The organism is Paenibacillus vietnamensis (genome assembly GCF_020169515.1).
Taxonomy (GTDB): Bacteria; Bacillota; Bacilli; order Paenibacillales; family Paenibacillaceae; genus Pristimantibacillus; species Pristimantibacillus vietnamensis.
Genome location: NZ_JAHMHW010000018.1, coordinates 1 through 15,904 on the forward strand (window position 1 = coordinate 1; position 15,904 = coordinate 15,904).

Genomic DNA, 15,904 nt, shown 5'->3' on the forward strand with positions numbered 1-15,904 from the left:
TAGGCTGGGCTGTGATGGGGAGCGAAAATTACAGTAGCGAAGGTCATGTACTCCGGCTGTCAAGAAAAGCCTCTAGTTAGATCTAGGTGCCCGTACCGCAAACCGACACAGGTAGGCGAGCAGAGCATGCTAAGGCGCGCGGAAGAACTCTCGTTAAGGAACTCGGCAAAATGACCCCGTAACTTCGGGAGAAGGGGTGCCTCGGTAGGGTGAATAGCCCGAGGGGGCCGCAGTGAAAAGGCCCAAGCGACTGTTTAGCAAAAACACAGGTCTGTGCGAAGCCGTAAGGCGAAGTATACGGGCTGACGCCTGCCCGGTGCTGGAAGGTTAAGGGGAGCGGTTAGGGGCAACCCGAAGCTGTGAACCGAAGCCCCAGTAAACGGCGGCCGTAACTATAACGGTCCTAAGGTAGCGAAATTCCTTGTCAGGTAAATTCTGACCCGCACGAATGGCGTAACGACTTGGGCGCTGTCTCAACGAGAGATCCGGTGAAATTTTAATACCTGTGAAGATGCAGGTTACCCGCGACAAGACGGAAAGACCCCATGGAGCTTTACTGCAGCTTGATATTGGACTTTGGTACGATCTGTACAGGATAGGTGGGAGCCTAGGAAGCCGGAGCGCCAGCTTCGGTGGAGGCGCCGTTGGGATACCACCCTGATCGTATCGGAGTTCTAACCTGGAACCGTGAAACCGGTTCGGGGACCGTGTCAGGCGGGCAGTTTGACTGGGGCGGTCGCCTCCTAAAATGTAACGGAGGCGCCCAAAGGTTCCCTCAGAATGGTTGGAAATCATTCGAAGAGTGCAAAGGCATAAGGGAGCTTGACTGCGAGACCTACAAGTCGAGCAGGGACGAAAGTCGGGCTTAGTGATCCGGTGGTACCGCATGGAAGGGCCATCGCTCAACGGATAAAAGCTACCCTGGGGATAACAGGCTTATCTCCCCCAAGAGTCCACATCGACGGGGAGGTTTGGCACCTCGATGTCGGCTCATCGCATCCTGGGGCTGAAGTAGGTCCCAAGGGTTGGGCTGTTCGCCCATTAAAGCGGTACGCGAGCTGGGTTCAGAACGTCGTGAGACAGTTCGGTCCCTATCTGTCGCGGGCGCAGGAAATTTGAGAGGAGCTGTCCTTAGTACGAGAGGACCGGGATGGACGTACCGCTGGTGTACCAGTTGTTCCGCCAGGAGCACCGCTGGGTAGCCAAGTACGGACGGGATAAGCGCTGAAAGCATCTAAGCGTGAAGCCCCCCTCAAGATGAGATTTCCCAGTATGTAAGACCCCTTGAAGACGACGAGGTTGATAGGTTCGGGGTGGAAGCACAGCAATGTGTGGAGCTGACGAATACTAATCGGTCGAGGGCTTATCCTATAACGTTTGCTTGGTCCATACAACCGGCAGACACCAACAAAGGAATACTATGCCAGTTTTGCATCCAGTTTTCAGAGCGCAAAGCTCATCTTTGGAATGAAACCGCCTTTCGGCGGTTTTTTTGCGTTTTCGCTATGGATGGCCGCCTGGATTGGCAGCAAGTTGTCATGATCTCCCGAACCATGTTACTAATTTGTAACTCTCTGAATCTGCTATTCCTTTAAGATGAATCTATCAGCGAGGAATAGAAGGTGAGCGAAATGGATAGGGCAAGGCGGAGGTTGTTTGTTCTGGTTATTTTGGCGGTGGTAATGGTATGGATGGCGGGATGTTCGGCTGGTTTGCCTTTGAGCGTGTCGACTTGGGTGTCGGCCGGAAGAGACTCTATCGTGGAAGGTACAGGGGGGAAAGGGCCTTTGACGGAGGCAGGCGCAGGCACAGGCGCCCGGGAGGAAATTGTCGTAGCAGGCCAAACGGGAGGAACGGCCGGCGGCGGCATTACGCATGGAAATTTAGAAGACTTGTCGGATCTGCAAAGCTCGGGAGGCGGCAGCATTGTCAAAGAAACTTCATTCCCGACACCGGCCTCCGCTGCTGCACCGACATCTACACCGGCAGCGTCAATAACGCCGACATCAACCCCAGCACCGACGTTTACACCGACGTCTACTCCGACGCCTACTCCAACGTCTAAACCGGCAAATGATCAGAAGCCGGGGACGCCGTCGCCGACTGCAACGGAATCTGCAAAGGATGGCCAAGCGGATGCGGAGGAGCCGGCAAAGCCGACCCCGGATGCGGATAAGCAGGACAAGCAGAAGGTGATTGCCCTAACGTTCGATGATGGCCCGGACGCGCGTTACACGACGGAAATATTGGATATCCTGAAGGAAAAAGGGGTGAAGGCTACCTTTTTCGTCGTTGGCACTCAGGCGGCCAAATACCCGGAGATCATGAAACGGATCGTGGACGAGGGGCATGCTATCGGCAATCATACGAACCAGCATAAGGATTTGAGCAAGCTGAGCGAAAAGGGAATTTTGGACGAAATAACGGAGGCGGATGAGACGATTAATGAGGCCGTAGGCTTCACGCCGACGCTTTTCCGTGCTCCTTACGGGGCGGTATCGGATACCCTCAAAAAAGTTTTGAAAAGCATGAATCGCGAGCTAATCGGCTGGAACGTGGATACGAGAGACTGGGCCGGCACATCCGTAAGCGATATGCGCAAAATGATCCGGAACGAGGCGAAGCCCGGTGGTATAATATTAATGCATTCTTTTGGAGGCAAGCATATCAAAAACACGGTAAAGGCGCTTCCCGGCATTATAGACGATTTGGAGGACATGGGTTATTCGCTCGTCACGGCTGGCAAGAAGAAGTAGGGACACAGGCAAGAGGGGGCTGCATCGTTGAATGACGCAAGCAATGGAGAGGCTGCGAAAAGGCGCGGCGGTAAGCTGCAGGCTGTTTGTCGGCTGGCAGCTTTACTGCCGCTCCTATTTCTGACGGCAGGCTGCCGTTATACGGCGGCTCCTGCAGATTTGCTGCAGAAGCCGAAGATCGCGCCGGACAAGCAGGCGATCGTTAAGGCGATCGAGGAGACGCTGCCGGCCTACAGTAAGCTGACGCTCCCGCTCCGGGAAGATCATATGGAGGCGGTCCGTCTGATCGATGTGGACAGCGACGGGGAGAAGGAAGCGATCGTTTCTTATTATAATGAGTACAATACGCCAGAGCTTATGTTGTTTAACTATACTTCCGGCACATGGACGCCTTGGGTGCTTATCCAGCAGCCGCTTGCCAGGCAGATCGCCTGGCTCAAGCTGGAGGATCTGGATCTGGACGGCGAATTGGAGCTGATTCTGGGCTGGGTCGGCGGCTTTGACAGTCCGAATATGCTGGAAATCTATTCATTCGGGACGACGCCGGTGCGCAACGATGCGGGCAAGCTCGCGCTGAAGCCATCCGTATCTATGCCCTATTCATACGCGGAAACCGGGCAGCTAAACCTTGACGGCAAGCCGGAATTAGCGGTTGTGACGGAGTCGATTGCCAACCAGGAGGTTGCGCTGCCGGATTTTTATTTGACGACGTACAGCTGGGAGAAAGGCAGTCTTAAGCAGTTGAATGAGGTGAAACTGCAAGACGGCGTAAACCATTATGACCGATTATTGATCGGCCGCATTTCTCCTCGACATCATGGTTTGATTTTGGAGGCGTCGACCGGGGCGCATGCGACCTATACCGCGATGTATGCGTGGGAGAGCGGCAGGCTGCGCCTGATCTATCCTGCTGAAGGAGACAAGCGGAACGGGGTAAGCGGCAGGCCGGTCATGAGCGGCGACCAAAATAATGACGGCATTTTGGAGCTGCAGTGGACGAGGGAGGCTCCAGGCTACGGGAATGTCCCTTATTCCGATTCCAAATGGATTGACGAGTGGATGCAGTGGGATGGAAAAGAGAGCTTCGATAAAATCCGGGAGGAGTTCAGCGATTACCGGTACGGCATTCAGCTGCGCATTCCCGAGAGCTGGTTCGGACGCTATACGCTGCGCAACCCGGTTCGTGATGCTTATGCGGTCGTGGCTATCGATTACTGGAATGCAGGATCGCGGTATACCTCCGAGCTGGCCGCTTTATATGCCGTCCCCGTTCAGCAGTGGGAGGAAATTCAGGAACGCTGGAAGGACAAATCCCGTTCCTACCGGCGGCTGCTGACGGACAGCGGCAATGTCATCGCGATTTCCTATGCGGAGCAAGCGCCGGACGGCTGGCCGGCGTACGAGCGGCAGGCATTCGGCGAAATGCTGGAAGCCCGGGACGAGCTTGCTTCCGGTTTGCGGATTCGCCATGATTTTTAGAGAAGGGGCGGGCGGTGAGTATGCGAATATTATTGCTAGAGGACGAGGAGTCCATCCGCGGCTTTGTCCGCATTAATCTGAAGCGCAACGGGATGGATGTCGTGGAAGCGGAAACCGGGGAGGCTGCGCTTGATTACGCCCGAACGGAAGGGCCTTTCGACATCGCGCTGCTGGATGTCATGCTGCCGACGATCAGCGGGTTTGAGGTTTGCGCAAAGCTGCGCGAGCTCTATCCTCGGATGGGGATTATTATGCTAACCGCCAAATCCCAAGAAGAGGACAAAATTTATGGTCTGGAGCTGGGAGCGGACGATTATGTGCAGAAGCCGTTCAGCCCGGGCGAGCTGATCGCGCGGATCAAAGCGCTATACAGGCGGATGAAGCCAGCGCTTGACGCTGCAGATGAGTCAGCCGGCGTATCGCAGGCGGAAGCGCCGGACAAGTTGCAGCACGGGCCAAGGAAGGTAGACGTGCAAACCGGCTTGCTGCAGGGGCAAGAGAAAATAGACGAGCATAACAGTGTGTCGGATGTGCCAGGGACTATGGCGGAAGCAGAGGCTCTCAGACAGCTGACGGGACATTCGGAGCAGGCGGCGGCCGCGAATGCGGCTAGCGCTTATGAGCTGCAGGTGGCTCCATTCCGGCTTTCCATTACGGAGCGCAAGCTGTGGAAGGATGGAAAGGAAATTATTTTGACGCCGACGGAATGGGCGCTGGTCAGGCTGCTGATGGAGCGAGTCGGCGAGAGCGTGAGCCGCGACCGTATTTTGACCGAGGTGTGGGGAAGATATTACGTGGGGGACTTGAAGGTCGTCGACGTCAACATCCGGAGAATCCGGCAAAAGATTGAGAAAAATCCGTCCGACCCCGCCTTCATCGAGACGGTATGGGGTTATGGCTACCGCTGGAAACGGGGCGGTAACGGATGAAAAGCGTCCAGACGCGAATGGTGTGGAGCTATTTGCTGCTGATCGTGCTCGTCGTCGGCGTACTGGGCGGCGCATTCGCCGCATTGATGTGGAACTATTATTACGGAAGCGCTCAAAGCTCGGTCAAGCAAAGGGCGGAGTCCGCCCTGAATCTGCATAGCCGCTCGTTATCTTCGCTGACGGTGCAGGATCAGGCCGACTACATGCTGCAGAATATGGTCGATGGCGGCACGCGGCTGCAGCTGCTCGACAGCACCGGGCAGATCCGCATCGATTCGGACGGCTTCGCGGCGGATGTCCGTTATACGACGCCCGACGTCAAAATTGCCAAAGCGGGAACGACCGGCACCTGGCGCGGCGTAGATCCTTATTTCGGCGAACGCGTCACCTCGGTTACGATTCCGATCTGGAACGGCGCGCGCGTCGTTTCGATGTTGAGGTATTCCGCTTCCTTGCAGCAGGTGGACGCCATGGTCAGTTTGTTGATCCGGATGGCCGCCGCGGCGGGAATCGGGGTCGTGCTGCTGTTTCTCGGGCTGAGCCTGTTTCTGGCCCAGCGCATCGTAATGCCGATCCGCGAGCTGACGAGAGCGGCGCGTTATATGGCGGAAGGAGATTGGACCCGGCGGGCGCTGAAGCGCAATGATGATGAAATCGGCCAGCTGGCGGAAACGTTTAATACGATGGTTATTGAGCTGAGCAAACGGGAAAAGCTGAAAAACGATTTTATATCCTCGATTTCCCATGAGCTCCGTACGCCGCTGACGTCAATTAAGGGCTGGAGCGAGACGCTGAAGGAAAGCAAGCCGACCGAGGATGACGAAGAGGTGAAGCTGGGATTATCGATTATCAGCAAGGAAACGGAGAGATTGTCGGGGCTCGTGGAGGACTTGCTCGATTTCTCGAAGCTGTCCGCACGGACGATGGAGCTGCACACCGAGGTGCTCGATTTGACGGGACCGGTAAGGGAAACGGTGAATCAGCTGGCGGTCCGTGAAGAGAAGATGAAGGTCAGGCTGCTCGCCGTGTATGGCAAAGAACCGGTTATCGTAAAGGGCGATGCAAACCGGCTGAAGCAGGTTATGATTAATTTGCTCGACAATGCGTTCAAGTTTACTCCGGCAGGAGGGACGATACGCGTTGCCGTAACGGCTGAGGCGGAGCATGCGCTGCTGACCGTAGCCGATACGGGCTCCGGAATTGCAGCCGAGGATCTTCCTCATGTAACGGAGAAGTTTTATAAGGCGAACACGGGACAAGGCGGATCCGGCCTCGGTCTCGCCATCTGCAAGGAAATTATAGAGCTCCACGGCGGTCAGCTAACGGTTGACAGCGAACGCGGAGCCGGCACGGTCGTGACGATTCGAATGCCGCTTATGCATGAAGCGTAGCCGGGCGGCATTTCGGATCGTTATTCTTTGTAAAACAGCAGCTTCCGCTTTGCGATTACGTAAACAACGGCAATAGCGGCGCCTACCAAAAGCGCGAAGGACAGCCAGTGATCGCGAAGCCATTCAATCCATAACGGCATAGTTACAGCACCTCCTGATGCAATGACGGGTGACGATGATCCGAGTCCCTCCGTCTTCTCCGCTTAAGATACCCGTGCAAGACCGCTATTATTAACCTTTCAAAGGGAAAACGCCGCAATTCCGATTATGAGGTTTGGAGGCATTAAAACATTGACAGAATAATGTAATCGGTGATATTATGAGTTAACATTAATTCATAGTATACGGGTAGGAATTATTATATATGGATGCATCAGGAGGTTATCGGTATGGAAAAGCAATTGACGCTGCGGCATGACGGGCTTGAGCTTACAGCTACGCTTCATTATCCGACGGACAGAAACAGAAATGATTTGGAGAAGAAGCAGGCGATCATTATTTGCCATGGTTTTATCGGCTCGCGTGTGGGCGTAGACCGGCTGTTCGTGAAAACGGCGCGGGCGCTGGCTGCGCAAGGCTCCTACGTCCTGCGTTTTGATTACGGAGGCTGCGGCGAAAGCAGCGGCGATTACGGCGCGCTTGGCTTCGATTCGATGGTCGACCAGACGAGAACGGCGATCGATTATATCGCCGGCATGGAATGCGTCGATCCGCGGCGGATCGTGCTGCTGGGGCACAGTCTTGGAGGAGCGGTCGCGATTATGACCTCCGTGAAGGACCGGCGCGTGAAGCGTCTCGTCCTATGGTCGCCGGTAGCTTATCCGTTCAACGATATCGTACGCATTGTCGGCCGCAGCGGATATGACGAAGCCGTCACGAAAGGAAGCACCGATCACCAGGGCTACACGCTGCAGCCGGCTTTCTTCGACTCCCTGCTTCAGCATCAGCCGTTCCAATCGGCGACAAGGTTCGGCGGAGAGGTTCTGCTTGTTCACGGCACGGGCGACGAGCTGATTCCGGTCGATTACAGCTTTCTGTACCAAAAGGTGTTCTGGACCCGCAGCGAGGGCTTGTGCGATAAGGAAATTATTTTTCAGGCCAATCATACGTATTCGTCCCGCCCTCACCAAGAGGAAGCGATCCGAGTGACGGCCGACTGGCTGAACGGGCTCGACAAGCAGCAGGCGGAATGGCATCATTGGAGCATATAATTCATCAAGCAGCTTTAAGCGGCAAGCGGCTGCCCGGAATTTCGGGCGGCCGCTTTTTTTGCCTGGATGGAGGTTTTCTCATTTTGCGAGACAACCGTCTGGAAATATGATTAAATGGAAATTAGCTGTAACCGTATTCAAGCTTAACAATATGGGGGAAAAGGCAGGGATGCTCATGGACAAACGAATGCGAATTTCGGCAGCAGCGCTGCTAGTGCCGCTTATTCTGCTGGCCACGGCATGCAGCGGCGGAAATGGAAATGGCGGGAATGCGGTTCCTGAGGCGACTGAGGTCATTGTCCAGCCAACTGCAAGCGAAGCGCCGCCGCCAACGCCCGAGCCGCTGCCGTATACGGCGCCGCTAACCGGCATCAAGCAAGCAACCGAAGCGAAAGCAAGACCGATAGCGGTTATGATCAACAATTTTGCCGCAGCGCGCCCGCAATCCGGACTTACGAATGCGGACGTCATTTGGGAGGTGCTTGCGGAGGGCGGAATTACCCGTCTCATCGCCGTGTTCCAAAGCACGGACGCCGCAACCGATACGGTCGGACCGGTCCGCAGCATCAGGCCTTATTTGATCGACATCGGAGACAGCTATGGCGCAGTGCTCGGCCATGCCGGGGCAAGTACGGACGGTTACGCGGTTTTGCAGAAGCAAGGCAAGCCGTACTTGGACGAAATTTCGAATGCGGGCGGCTCGTTCTGGAGAAGCAAGGACCGCAAGGCGCCGCATAATTTGTATACGAGCCTTGAGAAGCTGCGCGAGGGCGCGGACAAGAAAAAATATAAGACGGACGTAACGGTGCCGGCGTATACCTTCGCGGACGAAGGAGCGGCGGAGCCGGGAGTTCCGGCTACAGGCATTACGGTTTCTTTTTTATTGAAGGATTACAAGGTTGGATACAGCTACGATGCGGCTGCCGGACTATACAAGCGTTCCATAAATGAAAAGCCGCATATCGATTTGAATAATGGGGAGCAGCTGACGGGGACGAATGTAGTCGTGATCGGCGCAAATCATAGAACTTTGGACAATGAGGGCCGGCTTGCCGTCAATCTGACGGACGGGGGACCTGCCGTTCTGTTCCAGAAGGGCAAAGCGATTGAGGCGGAATGGGTGCGCGCGCCGGACGGCATGATCCGGATCGTGCTGAACGGAGCGGAGCTTCCGCTTGTGCCGGGCAAAACGTTTTTTCATATCGTACCGAACAGCCCTTCGTTTGAAAGCCATGTGGCATGGGTACAATCGTAGCACGTTGGAAATACTGTTAACTGTCGTTAACGGATAGCTTCCAGCGGGCAAAAGGACGCAAATCTGTGACGGGTTTGCGTCCTTTTTGTGCTTCATGCATGAAAATGTTAAAATTTTTCGCGTATGTTTACATTCTCTTAACAATTAGGCTGTAAACTGTGTTAAGATATTGTGGGCTTACAGCAATAGCCTAAAAACATCCAAGTCAGTAAAGGGGATTTACGATGTTCAAGAAGAAGGATATTTTCTTTAAGACGTTTGAAGAAATGGCTGATACCATCGTGGAGGCTGTCGAGTATTTCGGCAAAGGGCTAACCGACTTGTCGGACGTAACGGTCTTCGCCAAAACGATGAAGGAATACGAAAGCAAATGCGACAAATACACGCATACGATCCTTAAGGAACTGAACAAAACGTTCATTACCCCGATCGAGCGCGATGATATTATGGCGCTGACGACTTCATTGGATGATGTGCTTGACGGCATTGAGGCCTGCGCTTCGAGGTTTGAGATGTACAACATTACCGAGAAGGATGAGTATATTACGCTGTTCGGCGACATCCTTGTCCGTTCAGCTCACCAAATCAAGAAGGCGATTTACTTGCTGACGGAGAAGAAGCTGCTTGCGATCCGCGAGCCGAATATCGCGCTCAACGAGCTTGAGAATCAAGCCGACGATCTTCTGCGGGTAGGCATTAAGAGCCTGTTCTCGAACGTAACCGACCCGATCGAGCTGATGAAGCGCAAAGAGATTTACGAAATGCTGGAGCTAACGACCGACTGCTGCGAAGATGTTGCGGATACGCTGGAATCGATCATTATGCGCAACAGCTAACCTAAGGAGTAGGAGTTATACAAATGGAACTGATCGTTTTATGGATCGTAGTGTTTCTGGCGTTGGCATTTGATTTCATCAACGGCTTTCACGATACGGCGAATGCCATCGCCACATCGGTATCGACGCGCGCTTTGAAGCCGCGGGTCGCCATTCTGTTGGCTGCTGCCATGAACTTCATCGGGGCAATTACCTTTACGGGCGTTGCGGCGACGATCGGCAAGGGCGTAGCGAATCCGGCGGAGCTGGCAAACGGCGTCGAGATCGTTATCGCCGCTTTATTGTCGGCAATCGCATGGAACTTGATCACCTGGTGGTTCGGCATTCCGTCCTCCTCCTCGCATGCCTTGATCGGCTCGCTTGCAGGGGCGGTAATCGGAGGAGCGGGGATTGGCGCTATCAACTCCGAAGGCTTGATCAAAATCGTACAAGCGTTGATTTTCTCCCCGCTGATTGCGTTTTCCGCAGGTTTTATCATTATGTGGATTCTAAAGCTCATTTTCGCCAAGTCGAGCCCGCATCAGGTGAATAAGGGCTTCCGCTTCGGCCAAATTTTGACGGCGGCGTTCCAATCGTTCTCGCACGGTACGAATGACGCGCAGAAGGCGATGGGGATCATCGTGTTCGGCCTTGTAGCGGCGGGTCTTCAAGATACGATGGACGTTCCGATGTGGGTTAAAATTTCCGCGGCGACCGCTATGGCGCTCGGAACTTCGGTCGGCGGCTGGAAAATCATCAAGACGATGGGCACGAAAATTTTCAAAATCGAACCGATTAACGGCTTTGCCGCCGATATCGGCTCCGCAGCCGTCATTTTGTCGGCGACGATGATTCACCTTCCGGTCAGCACGACGCATGTTATTACGTCGTCGATTCTCGGCGTCGGCAGCGCGAAGCGCTTCTCGGCCGTGAAGTGGGGCGTAGCCGGACGGATTCTGATCGCATGGGTCATCACAATACCGATCACGGTGCTGATGGCGATGCTTTTCTACTGGCTGATCGATTTGTTTTTCATAAAGTAATTTGAACAACCGGTTGTGGGGTTTTCCTCACTCGCCATGAGCTCGATCTCATGGGGGATGAGGGAGGCCTCACTTTTTTTCGTCCGATTCGCTTGAAGTGGGGCAGGAGCGGGAGACAGCATTGGATTGTGGACAACCTTTTGGCGAAAAAACTCGAAATTTGCGCATGTTCACAATTCTACTCACAGCTGTGTATGAATGGCCTGAATAACTGCCTGGTTGTACACAACAGGAGGCTTCGGCGAATGAACATATGCACATTGAAGCCACAGGCGTGGATGAACGAGCGGGGCAGGGCGATTAAGTTTGTCGAAGGTTGCGTTTGTGCACAATTTCATTGAGGAAATTTGTTTTGTAAAGACGGAATTGAGGACAAAACTGTGGATAATGAGAGAAAAACGGTTATCCACAGCCGTATAATAGTAAAGCAGATTGTGTGAAAATGTGCATAAATAATAAACGGGATTAAATAGGTTGTGCCGGCTTCAAAGAGAAAACGCCCGGTCCGCACAGAATTTTCTGTGCAGTCCGGGCGTCTGTTCGACCAGAGGTATCCCGGGTGGCGGGATCCGGTCTAGCGGCGTTTCTTGGCGGGTCTGCGCCGTCCACCGCCGTTGCCGCTTCCGGTTCTTCTGCGCCTCCTGCGCTTTGGCTCACTGCTGTCGTCCGAATCCGAAGGCTGATCCGCCGGTTTCTTGAACGAACCAAGCAGCACTTTAACAAGCGGAGCCATTTGCGAAACGCTGGACACCACCTTCTGCACCTTTGTCACGGTCGTCAGTATGCCGTCGAGCCCGCCCATGCGGTCAACGAAGCCTTTTATCTCGCCAAGGCTGGCGAGAGAGAAGCCGCCTGATTTGGCAGGGGCGGTCGTATCCACTAATTCGGCAGCTGTTTCCGGAATGACGACGGGCAGGATATCCTGCGCCGGAGCGTGAGGCGCTGCCGGAGGCATCACGGGCAAATCCCCGCCGAGGCTGAAGCCGCCCGACTTGGAGCCGAACGATTTGGAGGGATGGCCCTGCCGCGGCGGTTCATTCCAGTCGTATTGGTGGTTGCCGGTACCGGGGTTATTGCGATAATTCACACGGATCACAACCCTTTTTTTTATTAGTCTATGGAGTAGGCAAACATAAGGATTGGACGAATGTCCCGGTTGCGGAACATTTTTATGGATAAACGCCCGTATTTATGCGAATGCTTGGGCTTCCCGAAGCGCCAAAGCTCTTCCGTCCTGTAAAGCGTGAATACGGTAACGTTTGAAAAAAAGAGCTAAAAAAGCTACAATAAAAGCATTAGTTTTTTACTTGGGAGTGGATGCGCATGCAGCTTAAGAAGCTGAACGATAAAGCGATAGATCAACTGTTCGAAGCGGTTCTTACCTTAAAATCGGTCGAGGAATGTTACATCTTCTTCGACGATTTGTGCACGGTGAACGAAATTCAGTCGTTGTCGCAGCGGCTTGAGGTGGCACGGATGCTCGGCAAGGGCAGCACCTATAACGCGATTGAAGCCGAGACGGGGGCGAGCACGGCTACGATTTCGCGGGTGAAGCGCTGTTTGAATTACGGTAACGACGGCTACAAAATGGCGCTGGAGCGCCTCGGAAGGTAAAGCGTCCGATGAAGCCCGGCATTCTTGTCATTAGTCACGGTTCAAGAGAGGCCGCGTGGGTCCGGCTCGTGGACGATGCCGTATCGGCAGCGGCTTCTTCGCCGCGTTTAAAGCCTATTCCGGTCGTGTCGTCCTTCCTTGAGATCGTGGAGGGACGGCTTATTCAGGATGGCATTGACGAGCTGGAACGGCAGGGGGTCACGGATATGCTCGTTATTCCGCTTTTCATTTCCTCCGGCAGCACGCATGTGGATGAAATCGGACAGGCGTTCGGCGAGCCTTGGGTGTCGGACCTCGAGGGCGATTTGGGAACGTTCCGCGTGAACGCGAAGGTCCGTTACGGCCGGCCGATCGATGACGATCCGGAAATCGCGGAGCTGCTGGCCGGCAATATTGCCGGGCTTTCCGAGGAGCCTGGCAAAGAAGCTTTGCTGCTTATCGGCCACGGAAGCAAAGAAAAGGTGTTTCACGAGCGCTGGCAAGCCGGCCTCACGCGGCTTGGCGAGCGGCTTCGCGCGCTGGGCGGCTATGCCAGAGCGGAGTCCGCGATGCTGCTGCCGGATCAGGCGGCCGCGAAGCTGAAGGCGATGCAGACGGAGCACCCGGAGGAAGCGGTAATCGTCGTTCCGCTGTTTTTGAGCCGGGGTTATTTTACAAATCAGGTTGTGCCGTCCCGGCTGGAAGGGCTGGATTACCGGTACAACGGTCAGGCGATGCTTCCCCATCCGGCTGTCGAGCGGTGGCTGGTGCGGCAAATGGAGCAGTGGCTCGAGGGCGGGCAGGTCGTATAGAAACGATGGAAACACCCTATAAATAGGTTGAATGGATTGTTGGGAGTGAAAGGTAATGGCAACCAAACGGGCGAGACTTATTTATAACCCGACGTCAGGCAGAGAAGAAATGAGAAAGAGACTGCCTGATATTTTGCAGCGGCTGGAGCGCGGCGGCATTGAGACGAGCTGCCATATGACGATCGGCGAGGGCGATGCGACGCTGGCTGCGGCGAACGCGGCGGACCGCGGCTACGATATGATTATCGCGGCGGGCGGCGACGGCACGCTGTATGAAGTGATCAACGGCTTGACGGGCAAGGAGAATCGTCCTCCGCTCGGTATTTTGCCGGTCGGCACAACCAACGATTTCGCGAGGGCGATGGGCATTCCGAAGGCTTGGGAATATGCCGTCGACTTGATCGTCCAGCAGTATTCGCGCCCGATTGACGTCGGCAAGGCGAATGAGCGTTATTTTATTAACATTGCGGGCGGCGGCTCTCTTACGGAGCTGACCTATGATGTGCCGAGCAAGCTGAAGACGATGATCGGGCAGCTCGCTTATTATATGAAGGGCCTGGAGAAAATGACCCGCCTGCGCCCGACCGAATTGAAATTTCAGGCAGCCGGCGTCGGCGAATTCCATGACGAGTTCATGATGTTTCTGATCTGCAACAGCAACTCGGTAGGCGGCTTCGAGCGGCTGGCGCCGGATTCCAAGCTGGACGACGGCCTGCTCGACGTACTGCTTATCCGCAAGTGCAACCTGCCGGAGTTTATCAAGCTGGTATCGCTTGCGGTGCGCGGCGAGCATTTGAGCGACCCGCATGTGCTGCATTTCCGGACGAAAGAGCTGCGGGTCACGACGCCGGATTACGTACAAATTAATCTGGACGGCGAGTATGGCGGGGTGCTTCCGTGCACGTTCTCGGTGCTTCCGTCGCATTTGCATATTTTTGCGGACGAAACGGGCGAGTCGACGTATCAATAGAAGATTTCATCAGGAAAGTAGAGCGGAGAGAGCTTATGCATAAAGGAAAAAGCAGAGGCGGCAAGCGCGGCGCCGGCAAAGCGGGGGCTCCGGCTCCGGATTTGGTCGATGCGCCTTACCGGAAAAACGAACTGGTCACCGCCGATATTATCGGGCTGACGCATGACGGGGAAGGGGTGGGCCGCGCAGACGGTTTTACCCTTTTTATTCAGGGGGCGCTGCCTGGAGAACGCGTTCGCGCGAAGGTCATGAAGGTGAAGAAGCAGTACGGCTATGCTCGTCTGGAAGAGATTCTTGAGGCAAGTCCGTCGCGCATTGACGTTTCATGCGGTATTTATAAGGAATGCGGCGGCTGCCAGCTGCAGCATTTCGATTACGATCCGCAGCTCGAATGGAAACGGCAGCATGTCGTGGACAATCTGGTGCGGATCGGCAAGCTGCGCGTAGCCGGGGAAGAGGAGCGCGGGGGAGCCGGGAAAGCTGAGGATGACGCTGAACACGGTAATCGCGCAGGCGGCACGGACGCGATTATCGTACACCCGACGATCGGCATGGACGAGCCTTGGCGCTATCGCAACAAAGCGGCGGTTCCGGTCGGACGAGGCGCAGAGGGAGAAGGGCTGCAGGCCGGCTTTTATGCCCGCGGCAGCCACCGGATCATCGACATGGACGATTGCCTTATCCAGCATGAGCTTAACGACGAAGTCATTCGTGTAGTGAAGCGGATCGGCCGGGAGCTCGAAGTATCACCGTACGACGAAGAAACAGGCCGCGGCGTGCTTCGTCATGTGATGGCTCGGACGGGCGTCGTGACCGGCGAGATCATGGTCGTGCTCGTGACGAACAGCCGGAAGCTGCCTTCCGCGGACCGCTGGGTCGAGCGCATCCGCGAGGAGATGCCGGCAGTGAAGAGCATCGTCCAGAATGTGAACGAGCGGAAAACAAACGTAATCTTCGGCGACGAAACCCGCGTGCTGTGGGGCAGCGAGGTCATTTACGACGAGCTGGACGGCATTCGCTTCGCGATTTCGGCCAGATCGTTTTATCAGGTGAATCCGCTGCAGACGGTGAAGCTTTACCGCAAGGCGGTCGAATACGCGGGCTTGACCGGTACGGAGGATGTCATCGACGCGTATTGCGGCATCGGAACGATCTCGCTGTTTCTGGCCCGCAAGGCGGGCAGGGTGTACGGCGTCGAAATCGTGCCGGAGGCGATCGAAGACGCGGCTCGCAACGCAGAGCTTAACGGCATTAAAAATGCGACGTTCGAAGCGGGTCCGGCGGAGGTCGTCATTCCGCGCTGGCGCGAGGAAGGCGTCACGGCCGACATCATCGTCGTCGACCCACCGCGCAAGGGCTGCGACCAGGCGCTGCTGGAGACGATTCTTGCGATGGAGCCTAAGCGCGTCGTATACGTGAGCTGCAACCCGTCGACATTGGCTCGTGATCTTCGCGTGCTCGAGGACGGCGGTTACCGGACGGTTGAAGTAACTCCGGTGGATATGTTCCCTTGGACGACACATGTGGAGTGCTGTTCTTTGTTGGTTAGGAAAGACAATTAAATCAGATATGTATGGCCGGAAATAGCAAAGAGGGGCGGAGAGCCCCTCTTTTTTCATCATTGTAATTTACAGGGGGATTATCCGAATT

13 protein-coding genes, 1 rRNA gene and 1 pseudogene are annotated in these 15,904 nt (G+C 55.1%); 14 read left to right on the forward strand and 1 reads right to left on the reverse strand.

Annotation, left to right across the window (positions count from 1 at the left end):
• The 10 genes and pseudogenes from KP806_RS22775 to KP806_RS22820 all read left to right on the forward strand — a co-directional run.
• Positions 1-1,371, forward strand: a 23S ribosomal RNA gene (locus tag KP806_RS22775); the annotation flags it as partial.
• Between the two features lie 260 nt (positions 1,372-1,631).
• Entirely contained in the window at positions 1,632-2,756 is a 1,125-nt protein-coding gene (locus KP806_RS22780) for a polysaccharide deacetylase family protein (RefSeq protein ID WP_224726056.1), read from the forward strand.
• A 27-nt stretch (positions 2,757-2,783) separates the two neighbouring features.
• The gene (locus KP806_RS22785) at positions 2,784-4,235 is read left to right on the forward strand and encodes a hypothetical protein (protein ID WP_224726057.1); all 1,452 of its coding nucleotides are present in this window, start codon (positions 2,784-2,786) and stop codon (positions 4,233-4,235) included.
• Positions 4,236-4,255: 20 nt separating this feature from the next.
• Positions 4,256-4,639: pseudogene (locus KP806_RS22790) on the forward strand (response regulator transcription factor); the annotation flags it as partial.
• Positions 4,640-4,777: 138 nt separating this feature from the next.
• Positions 4,778-5,164 (forward strand): winged helix-turn-helix domain-containing protein, encoded by a 387-nt coding sequence (locus KP806_RS22795; protein WP_224726133.1) that lies wholly within the window; start codon positions 4,778-4,780, stop codon positions 5,162-5,164.
• Positions 5,161-6,555, forward strand: coding sequence for a sensor histidine kinase (locus KP806_RS22800; protein WP_224726058.1), 1,395 nt, complete (start codon positions 5,161-5,163; stop codon positions 6,553-6,555). Before KP806_RS22795 ends, KP806_RS22800 begins: the two co-directional genes overlap by 4 nt.
• 389 nt (positions 6,556-6,944) lie before the next feature.
• Positions 6,945-7,766: an alpha/beta hydrolase gene (locus KP806_RS22805; RefSeq protein WP_224726059.1), complete on the forward strand. Its 822-nt coding sequence runs from the start codon at positions 6,945-6,947 to the stop codon at positions 7,764-7,766.
• A gap of 175 nt (positions 7,767-7,941) precedes the next feature.
• Entirely contained in the window at positions 7,942-9,021 is a 1,080-nt protein-coding gene (locus KP806_RS22810) for a DUF3048 domain-containing protein (RefSeq protein ID WP_224726060.1), read from the forward strand.
• 224 nt (positions 9,022-9,245) lie between these two features.
• Positions 9,246-9,857: a DUF47 domain-containing protein gene (locus KP806_RS22815; protein ID WP_224726061.1), complete on the forward strand. Its 612-nt coding sequence runs from the start codon at positions 9,246-9,248 to the stop codon at positions 9,855-9,857.
• A 23-nt stretch (positions 9,858-9,880) separates the two neighbouring features.
• The gene (locus tag KP806_RS22820) at positions 9,881-10,879 is read left to right on the forward strand and encodes an inorganic phosphate transporter (protein WP_263575839.1); all 999 of its coding nucleotides are present in this window, start codon (positions 9,881-9,883) and stop codon (positions 10,877-10,879) included.
• A 574-nt stretch (positions 10,880-11,453) separates the two neighbouring features.
• Here the strand turns inward: KP806_RS22820 and KP806_RS22825 are convergent.
• Positions 11,454-11,966 carry a hypothetical protein gene (locus KP806_RS22825; RefSeq protein WP_224726062.1) on the reverse strand — a complete coding sequence of 171 codons (513 nt, stop codon included), beginning with the start codon at positions 11,964-11,966 and terminating at the stop codon, positions 11,454-11,456.
• A 236-nt stretch (positions 11,967-12,202) separates the two neighbouring features.
• On the opposite strand from KP806_RS22825, the gene KP806_RS22830 reads away from it, so the two are divergent.
• From KP806_RS22830 to rlmD, 4 genes are read left to right on the forward strand one after another with little or no spacing between them, the layout of a single operon-like run.
• A complete protein-coding gene (locus KP806_RS22830; RefSeq protein WP_224726063.1) occupies positions 12,203-12,493 on the forward strand; it encodes a YerC/YecD family TrpR-related protein in 291 nt (96 codons plus the stop codon).
• A gap of 8 nt (positions 12,494-12,501) precedes the next feature.
• Positions 12,502-13,284 (forward strand): sirohydrochlorin chelatase, encoded by a 783-nt coding sequence (locus KP806_RS22835; protein ID WP_224726064.1) that lies wholly within the window; start codon positions 12,502-12,504, stop codon positions 13,282-13,284.
• A gap of 55 nt (positions 13,285-13,339) precedes the next feature.
• Positions 13,340-14,254 (forward strand): diacylglycerol kinase, encoded by a 915-nt coding sequence (locus tag KP806_RS22840; RefSeq protein WP_224726065.1) that lies wholly within the window; start codon positions 13,340-13,342, stop codon positions 14,252-14,254.
• Between the two features lie 35 nt (positions 14,255-14,289).
• Positions 14,290-15,816: a 23S rRNA (uracil(1939)-C(5))-methyltransferase RlmD gene (gene rlmD, locus KP806_RS22845; RefSeq protein WP_224726066.1), complete on the forward strand. Its 1,527-nt coding sequence runs from the start codon at positions 14,290-14,292 to the stop codon at positions 15,814-15,816.
• Positions 15,817-15,904 lie beyond the last annotated feature (88 nt).

Bases quoted from the DNA above. Each gene is read 5' to 3' on its own strand.
- KP806_RS22800 (WP_224726058.1), top strand. From the start codon at position 5,161: ATGAAAAGCGTCCAGACGCGAATGGTGTGGAGCTATTTGCTGCTGATC.
- rlmD (WP_224726066.1), top strand. From the start codon at position 14,290: ATGCATAAAGGAAAAAGCAGAGGCGGCAAGCGCGGCGCCGGCAAAGCG.
- KP806_RS22830 (WP_224726063.1), top strand. From the start codon at position 12,203: ATGCAGCTTAAGAAGCTGAACGATAAAGCGATAGATCAACTGTTCGAA.
- KP806_RS22795 (WP_224726133.1), top strand. From the start codon at position 4,778: ATGGCGGAAGCAGAGGCTCTCAGACAGCTGACGGGACATTCGGAGCAG.
- KP806_RS22835 (WP_224726064.1), top strand. From the start codon at position 12,502: ATGAAGCCCGGCATTCTTGTCATTAGTCACGGTTCAAGAGAGGCCGCG.
- KP806_RS22820 (WP_263575839.1), top strand. From the start codon at position 9,881: ATGGAACTGATCGTTTTATGGATCGTAGTGTTTCTGGCGTTGGCATTT.
- KP806_RS22780 (WP_224726056.1), top strand. From the start codon at position 1,632: ATGGATAGGGCAAGGCGGAGGTTGTTTGTTCTGGTTATTTTGGCGGTG.
- KP806_RS22805 (WP_224726059.1), top strand. From the start codon at position 6,945: ATGGAAAAGCAATTGACGCTGCGGCATGACGGGCTTGAGCTTACAGCT.
- KP806_RS22840 (WP_224726065.1), top strand. From the start codon at position 13,340: ATGGCAACCAAACGGGCGAGACTTATTTATAACCCGACGTCAGGCAGA.
- KP806_RS22810 (WP_224726060.1), top strand. From the start codon at position 7,942: ATGGACAAACGAATGCGAATTTCGGCAGCAGCGCTGCTAGTGCCGCTT.
- KP806_RS22815 (WP_224726061.1), top strand. From the start codon at position 9,246: ATGTTCAAGAAGAAGGATATTTTCTTTAAGACGTTTGAAGAAATGGCT.